Consider the following 6,623-nt stretch of genomic DNA (forward strand, 5'->3'; position numbering starts at 1 on the left):
ATAATAATCATTTTCTTTCATCTACCGGAACATACGGCCTGTTTTCCGGCCCAATATAATTGGCACTCGGTCGAATTATTTTTCCATCTTGGCGTTGTTCAAATACATGGGCCGCCCAACCTGTCACACGTGATAATACAAAAAGTGGTGTAAACATTTCAGTCGGAATACCCATCAAATGATAAGCGACAGCAGAATACCAATCCAAATTAGGGAACATTCTTTTCTCTTCCCACATTATAGTTTCCACTCTTTCAGCAATAGAGAACAAGGTCATGTCACCTGCCTGTTCAGATAACTTCTTTGCAACTTGTTTGATCACCTGATTGCGTGGATCAGCGATAGTATACACGGGATGCCCAAAGCCAATAATCACTTCTTTGCTTGCCAGTCGTCTACGGATATCTGCTTCAGCTTCATCTGCATGTGTATAGCGGGCTTGTATTTCATATGCCACTTCATTAGCGCCTCCATGTTTAGGGCCACGCAACGCGCCAATCGCACCAACAATACTGGCATATAAATCGGAGCCTGTCCCCGCAATAACCCTAGCAGTAAATGTCGATGCATTAAACTCGTGTTCAGCATAGAGATTCATAGATACCTGCATTGCATGTATCCATGATTTTGGCGCCGGTGCACCATGTAACAAATGCAGAAAATGGCCACCGAGTGTTGTTTCGGAAGTTTCTACATTTATTTCACGTCCATTTTGACTAAAATGAAACCAGTACAAAAGAGCAGATCCCATCGAAGACATCAAGCGATCCGCAATCGCGCGTGCGCCGGCCAAAGGATGACTTTCCTTTTCTGGCTGAACAGCTCCCATAACAGAAACGTAAGTGCGCAATACGTCCATCGGGTGCGAAGTAGAAGGCAATTCTTTTAGAACATTCTTAGCAATATTAGGAAGACTACGCAAAACAATCAGACCAGACTCATAAGACTTCAATTGTAATTTTGAAGGTAAGTTACCATAAACCAACAGATAGGCTATTTCTTCAAAACTTGCTTGATCAGCCAATTCCAATATATCATATCCTCTGTAATGGAGGTCATTCCCGCTCTGTCCAACCGTACTCAAGGCCGTATTGCCAGCTGCGACACCTGATAGAGCGACACTTTTTTTGGGTTTAAATGCTATCGGTGAAGGATCTTCCATTTTCTATTTTTTAGCTTTATTGAATAATTGATCTAACCTGGTTTCATAGTCGTAATAATCAATGCTGTTGTACAATTCTTCCCTTGTCTGCATAGCGGGGATTACTTCTAATTGGCTTCCATCTTCACGTATATGTTGGTATACATTCTTTGCAGCCTTGTTGGCAGCCCGAAATGCGGACAAAGGATACAGCACAATGGACACATTTGCCCGCCTTAATTGCTCCACGGAGTAAATAGGCGTCTGTCCAAATTCTGTAATATTGGCAAGGATCGGTAAGCCCGTTACTTCACTAAACTTTGTGTATTCTTCTATGTTTTTCACCGCTTCTGCAAAAATGAAGTCAGCCCCTGCTTCTTTATAAGCTATAGCTCGCTCTAGTGCACGGTCAAGCCCTTCAGAAGCTAATGCATCTGTACGTGCGCCAATAACAAAGTTTTCATCTATACGTGCATCTACCGCAGCTTTCAACCGGTCAACCATTTCAGACTGTGCAACCAATTCCTTGCCAGGCCTGTGTCCGCATCGTTTAGCGCCAACTTGATCTTCTATATGTACAGCAGCAGCTCCAACTTTAATCAAGGACTTAATTGTTCTAGCCACATTAAACGCAGAAGCTCCAAACCCCGTATCAATATCAACCATCAGCGGTAGGGGGCAGACATTCGTAATCCGGTCCGCATCAATCAAAACATCCTGTAATGTAGTAATGCCTAAATCCGGAATTCCTAAAGAACCAGCGGCAACACCGCCGCCTGAAAGATAAATGGCTTTAAAGCCGGCCTGCTGCGCCAAAAGTGCATGGTTAGCATTTATTGTACCAACGACCTGAAGCGGCTTTTCGCTCTCCATAGCTTTTCTAAATACCAGTCCCGGAGTATTGTTCATAAAATATTTAAATTGACGATACTAGCGCGCAAAACAAGGAAGGCCTTTAAAACTTCTATTATGAATCACCGCTAAAATACTAACAAATGTACGCTAAAAAAATAAAATTCTGTCTCCAGCACAGAAGCTTGCTCTTTATACCATTTTTAAACAGAAAGTCCAATGCCACGGTATATGAACTTAAAGGGATGGCGACTTGAATGATTATTAACCGGAGATTATTTTAACTTATTATAGCGATCATTGAAAATGAGGTTTACGTTTTGCCAAAAATGCAGCGACACCCTCTTTTTTGTCCGCTGCCTCAAATAACCTACTAAAAGCCTCCATTTCTTTTTCAAATCCGGATCCGGTGTCTGAAGCATTCACTACGGCAATAGCTGCTCTAATAGCTAACGGCGAATTTTTCGCAATAGTAGCTGCCAATTCTTTTGTTTTCTCCATTAATTCACTTAAACCGAACACTTCATTCACCAATCCTATTTCTTTTGCTTTTAGTGCAGTAATCATTTTAGCCGAAAAAATAATCTCATTTGCGACCCCTTTCCCTACTAATTTAGGCAATCTTTGCGTTCCTCCATATCCAGGGATGAGCCCTAAGGTCACCTCAGGAAGTCCCAGTCTGGCATTTTCTGATGCATAGCGAATATGACATGCTAATGCAAGTTCCAATCCCCCACCTAATGCAAAACCATTGATAGCGGCTATCACAGGCTTACTCAGATTTTCAATTTTATCAAATACGGCCACTTGTCCTTTGCGCGACATTTCCATTGCTTCGGCAGTAGTATAAGCAGCAAATTCTTTGATATCGGCACCTGCAACAAATGACTTTTCTCCGCTTCCGGTAATTATGATCACTCGAACAGAAGCATTATTTTCCGCATCGCAAAGAGCTTCACTAATTTCTTGTAAGGTCTGTTTGTTTAAGGCATTCAGGCTTCCAGGGCGATTGATGGTTATGATCGCTATGTTATCTGCCATGTTTATATCAATATTCATAGAGATTATTTCTTTTGTTTTGAAAACACATCTCAAAGATAGATAAAAGAGACAGCAAACCTCGCTAGACAGCAATTCATACTACCTTAATCGCCAGTCCGGTCCCGGCTGATATTTACCTGGGAAAACAAAGCCCCTAAGTTGGATTTCAAGGACCTTCCCCATTTTGGGAATTAATATAGTTCATCCAGATACGCCTCATTTTGCTGGTAGCCTTTATGGAAGCAGTCGGTCCGGGCAATGACTCGTCGCCAATGCGGGGATTTCCATCGTCGTCATTTTCACGAGCATTATAAATCACGATGCCATCACATTGCGCCTTTTGCCTTTTCCAACAGTTGTTTTAACGCTGCAACTTTATCAGGGTATTTTTTTGCCAGATTATGTAATTCACGCGGATCATCTTTAAGATTGTATAGCTGATCTTGCTCGCTAATGCCACTTTCAATATTGACGGCTTTAAATATTGTCGGGCCCTTGGCAGGGGTCAAGTATTTCCAGCCATCTTTTACAATACAAAGTGCACTGTTTTCTGGCTGTTCAATAATATAATTACGGTCTTTATCACTCTTCCCAATCATGGTTGAAAAATAATCACGGCTATCGGTAAGCTCGCCCTTAGGTAATTTTTCGTTCAACATTTTGGCAAAAGAAGCCATTAAATCTATTTGTGTAAATAATGCATTTGAAACGGTATTTTCTTTCACATGTTTAGGCCAGTAAACAATAAAAGGAATTCTTGTACCACCTTCCAATGCGCTATATTTTCCACCACGGTATATTCCTGCAGGCTTGTAATCCAGCTTGGCAGCTGTTTGTGCCGAATTATCAAAATAACCATCATCTAATACCGGCCCGTTATCACTACTAAAAATTATAATGGTATTATCAAGCAGACCCCGATCCTTTAGGGCGTCTAAGATAACACCAACACTATGATTCATTTCCAAAATAGCATCTCCTCGATACCCGAGTTGACTTTTACCCTTAAATAGCGTGCCAGGCATACGTGGCACATGAATGTCGTGAATAGCATAATACAAAAAGAAAGGTTTTTTTTCTTGAATGCTATGATCAATGAAATGGATGGCTTTGCTATTAAAAGTATAACCTAACTCCTCATCAGTCCATTGTGCACGCTTACCTCCTTGCATAAAACCTATACGACCAATGCCGTTAACGATATGTCCGTCGTGACCTTGAGAACTTTTCATCTTCAACATTTCAGGATGATTTTTACCAGTCAACTCTCCGGGGTAAGCATGTTCGTAATTTACCTCAATTGGATCTAAACTGTCAAGCCCAAGAATTGTCTGATTTTCCATGAACACCGTAGGCGTGCGGTCAGCGGTAGCCGGGAAAATAAAAGAATAATCAAAACCCACCTCCCTTGGACCGGGAGTTACTTCTTTATTCCAATCAATAGGGGATTTATCTCCAAGTCCAAGATGCCATTTGCCTACTACTGCAGTAGTGTATCCCGCACGCTGAAATACTTTTGGTAAGGTAGTAATATTAGTGGGAATCGTAAGATTGGCATTGCCGGGCAAAATATTTGTTCCTTTTTTACGCCATGCATATCTTCCTGAAAGTATGGAGAAACGGGAAGGTGTACAAGTAGAAGCGGTACAGTGTGCATTCGTAAAACGCAGCCCATTTTCTGCAAGCCAGTCTATCCGTGGCGTAGCAATATGCTGTGCACCATAACAACCAAGATCACCGTAACCTAAATCATCTGTATATAATATTAGAACGTTGGGGCGACGCTGCGCATGCAATGCAAGCATTACAAAACAGAATAATGTCAAAAAAAATGATTTTTTCATTTCACTTGTGGTATTTCTATCGTTATAAGATGTGGTTCAAAGCTATCCTTTTTCTAAAGAGAAGAAGACGGTTATATTAATCAAACGATTGTCCTCTTAATACTTATCAATGTTTTCTTAGTTTTAAATCATTATCATCATTAAAAAGATTACGTACATTCGTTATTGAAAATTTTATTTTTTTATAAAATCTTAGGCTGCCACAAACGCGAAACTAAACAAATTCCTCTGTTTAAAATATAGAAAAGACTAATAAACAATTTCCGCTTTTCAATTGTTTTGAATACTTTTGACCCTTTATTTTCTTTTATCACAGAAGAGAATATTCAAAATAATTTACGAATGAATAAAATTAGAGCTGCAATTACTTCAGTTGGCGGATATGTACCCGAAACAAAACTTACCAACAGCGACCTAGAAAAAATGATTGATACCTCGGATGAGTGGATTACGACACGTACAGGTATCAAAGAAAGAAGAATACTAAAAACACCCGGAGCCGCTTGTAGTGATATGGCTGCACCAGCAGTTCAAGAAATCTTACGGAAGAAAAATATCGATCCATTAGAGATTGATTGTATTATTTGCGCTACCGTAACACCAGATATGATGTTTCCGTCCACAGCTAATTTGGTTGGCTTTAAAGTTGGCGCAAAGAACGCTTTTGGCTTTGACCTTAGTGCGGCCTGTAGCGGTTTTTTATATGCATTGAGTGTAGGATCTGCTTTTATAGAAAGCGGTCGCTATAAAAAAGTAATTGTAGTAGGTGTAGATAAAATGAGTTCTATTGTAGATTATACTGACCGAACGACTTGTATCATTTTCGGTGATGGAGCCGGTGCAGTATTATTAGAACCCACTACGGAAGAAAATGGTATAATAGATGCCATATTAAAAAGTGATGGGTCCGGAAAAGATCACCTGCACATGAAAGCCGGCGGCTCTGCAAAACCTGCAAGTATTGAGACTGTTACTTCAGGAGATCATTTTATCTATCAAGAGGGTAAACAAGTATTTAAATTTGCCGTTACAGGTATGGCAGATGTGAGTCAGGAACTTTTAGAAAAAAATAATCTAATGGGCGATGATATTGACTGGCTCGTACCTCACCAAGCTAACTTGCGGATTATAGACGCAACCCGCGCAAGAATAGGATTGGCGGAAGAAAAAGTAATGATCAATATTCACAAATATGGTAACACCACGGCAGCTACTATTCCGCTTTGTTTGTGGGAATGGGAGGAAAAATTAAATAAAGGAGATAACCTTGTTCTCGCTGCTTTTGGAGGCGGTTTTACTTGGGGCGCAACCTATGTTAAGTGGGCCTATTAGCATAATACAAACATAAGAATATACTTTTTCAAGAAATTTTGTGAACTACCCGCTCACAGCAGAGCCGATGGGTTGGGCTTTGGAGTTCATAGACTTACTTAATGGTAACGCCTTACTCCATTTTTGTTGAGTGTTCTGGCTAGTTCCTAAACCAGACAGTATGTTTAAATCTTGTTGGTCATTTACATCCCATCTATACTAAAGCGATGGATGGCTGTACGCTCCTTTTTATAAAAATTAGTAATGCAGTTGTTTCATAACTGTTTTTTCAACGCCATCTTCCGCAAAATATTATTGAATCTGCTAGAAAATGTTTACATAACGCAGATACTTTATTTTATTTTTTCATTACGAAACCAAAATTGTATTGCGATAGAAAGTCTAAGTGATGGCTTGTAATTGCTCCCCGTCTT

6 protein-coding genes are annotated in these 6,623 nt (G+C 40.1%); 1 reads left to right on the forward strand and 5 read right to left on the reverse strand.

Annotated elements, in window-relative coordinates; all coding sequences use genetic code 11:
- Positions 1–7 precede the first annotated feature (7 nt).
- The 5 genes from prpC to ACQR30_RS09145 form a co-directional block, all read right to left on the reverse strand.
- Positions 8–1,162, reverse strand: a complete 1,155-nt coding sequence (prpC, locus tag ACQR30_RS09125) for a bifunctional 2-methylcitrate synthase/citrate synthase (protein WP_429734254.1) — start codon at positions 1,160–1,162, stop codon at positions 8–10.
- 3 nt (positions 1,163–1,165) lie between these two features.
- Positions 1,166–2,050 (reverse strand): methylisocitrate lyase, encoded by an 885-nt coding sequence (gene prpB, locus ACQR30_RS09130; protein WP_429734256.1) that lies wholly within the window; start codon positions 2,048–2,050, stop codon positions 1,166–1,168.
- A 240-nt stretch (positions 2,051–2,290) separates the two neighbouring features.
- Positions 2,291–3,052 carry an enoyl-CoA hydratase-related protein gene (locus ACQR30_RS09135; RefSeq protein WP_429734258.1) on the reverse strand — a complete coding sequence of 254 codons (762 nt, stop codon included), beginning with the start codon at positions 3,050–3,052 and terminating at the stop codon, positions 2,291–2,293.
- 148 nt (positions 3,053–3,200) lie between these two features.
- Positions 3,201–3,353, reverse strand: a complete 153-nt coding sequence (locus ACQR30_RS09140; protein WP_429734260.1) for a hypothetical protein — start codon at positions 3,351–3,353, stop codon at positions 3,201–3,203.
- A 7-nt stretch (positions 3,354–3,360) separates the two neighbouring features.
- Positions 3,361–4,878, reverse strand: a complete 1,518-nt coding sequence (locus tag ACQR30_RS09145) for a sulfatase family protein (protein WP_429734262.1) — start codon at positions 4,876–4,878, stop codon at positions 3,361–3,363.
- A gap of 342 nt (positions 4,879–5,220) precedes the next feature.
- Here ACQR30_RS09145 and ACQR30_RS09150 point away from each other — a divergent pair, with 342 nt between their 5' ends.
- On the forward strand, positions 5,221–6,210 hold the full coding sequence (locus ACQR30_RS09150; protein ID WP_429734264.1) for a beta-ketoacyl-ACP synthase III: 990 nt from the start codon (positions 5,221–5,223) through the stop codon (positions 6,208–6,210).
- The last annotated feature ends 413 nt before the right edge of the window (positions 6,211–6,623 follow it).

The organism is Arachidicoccus sp. (assembly GCF_050436765.1).
Taxonomy (GTDB): Bacteria; Bacteroidota; Bacteroidia; order Chitinophagales; family Chitinophagaceae; genus Arachidicoccus.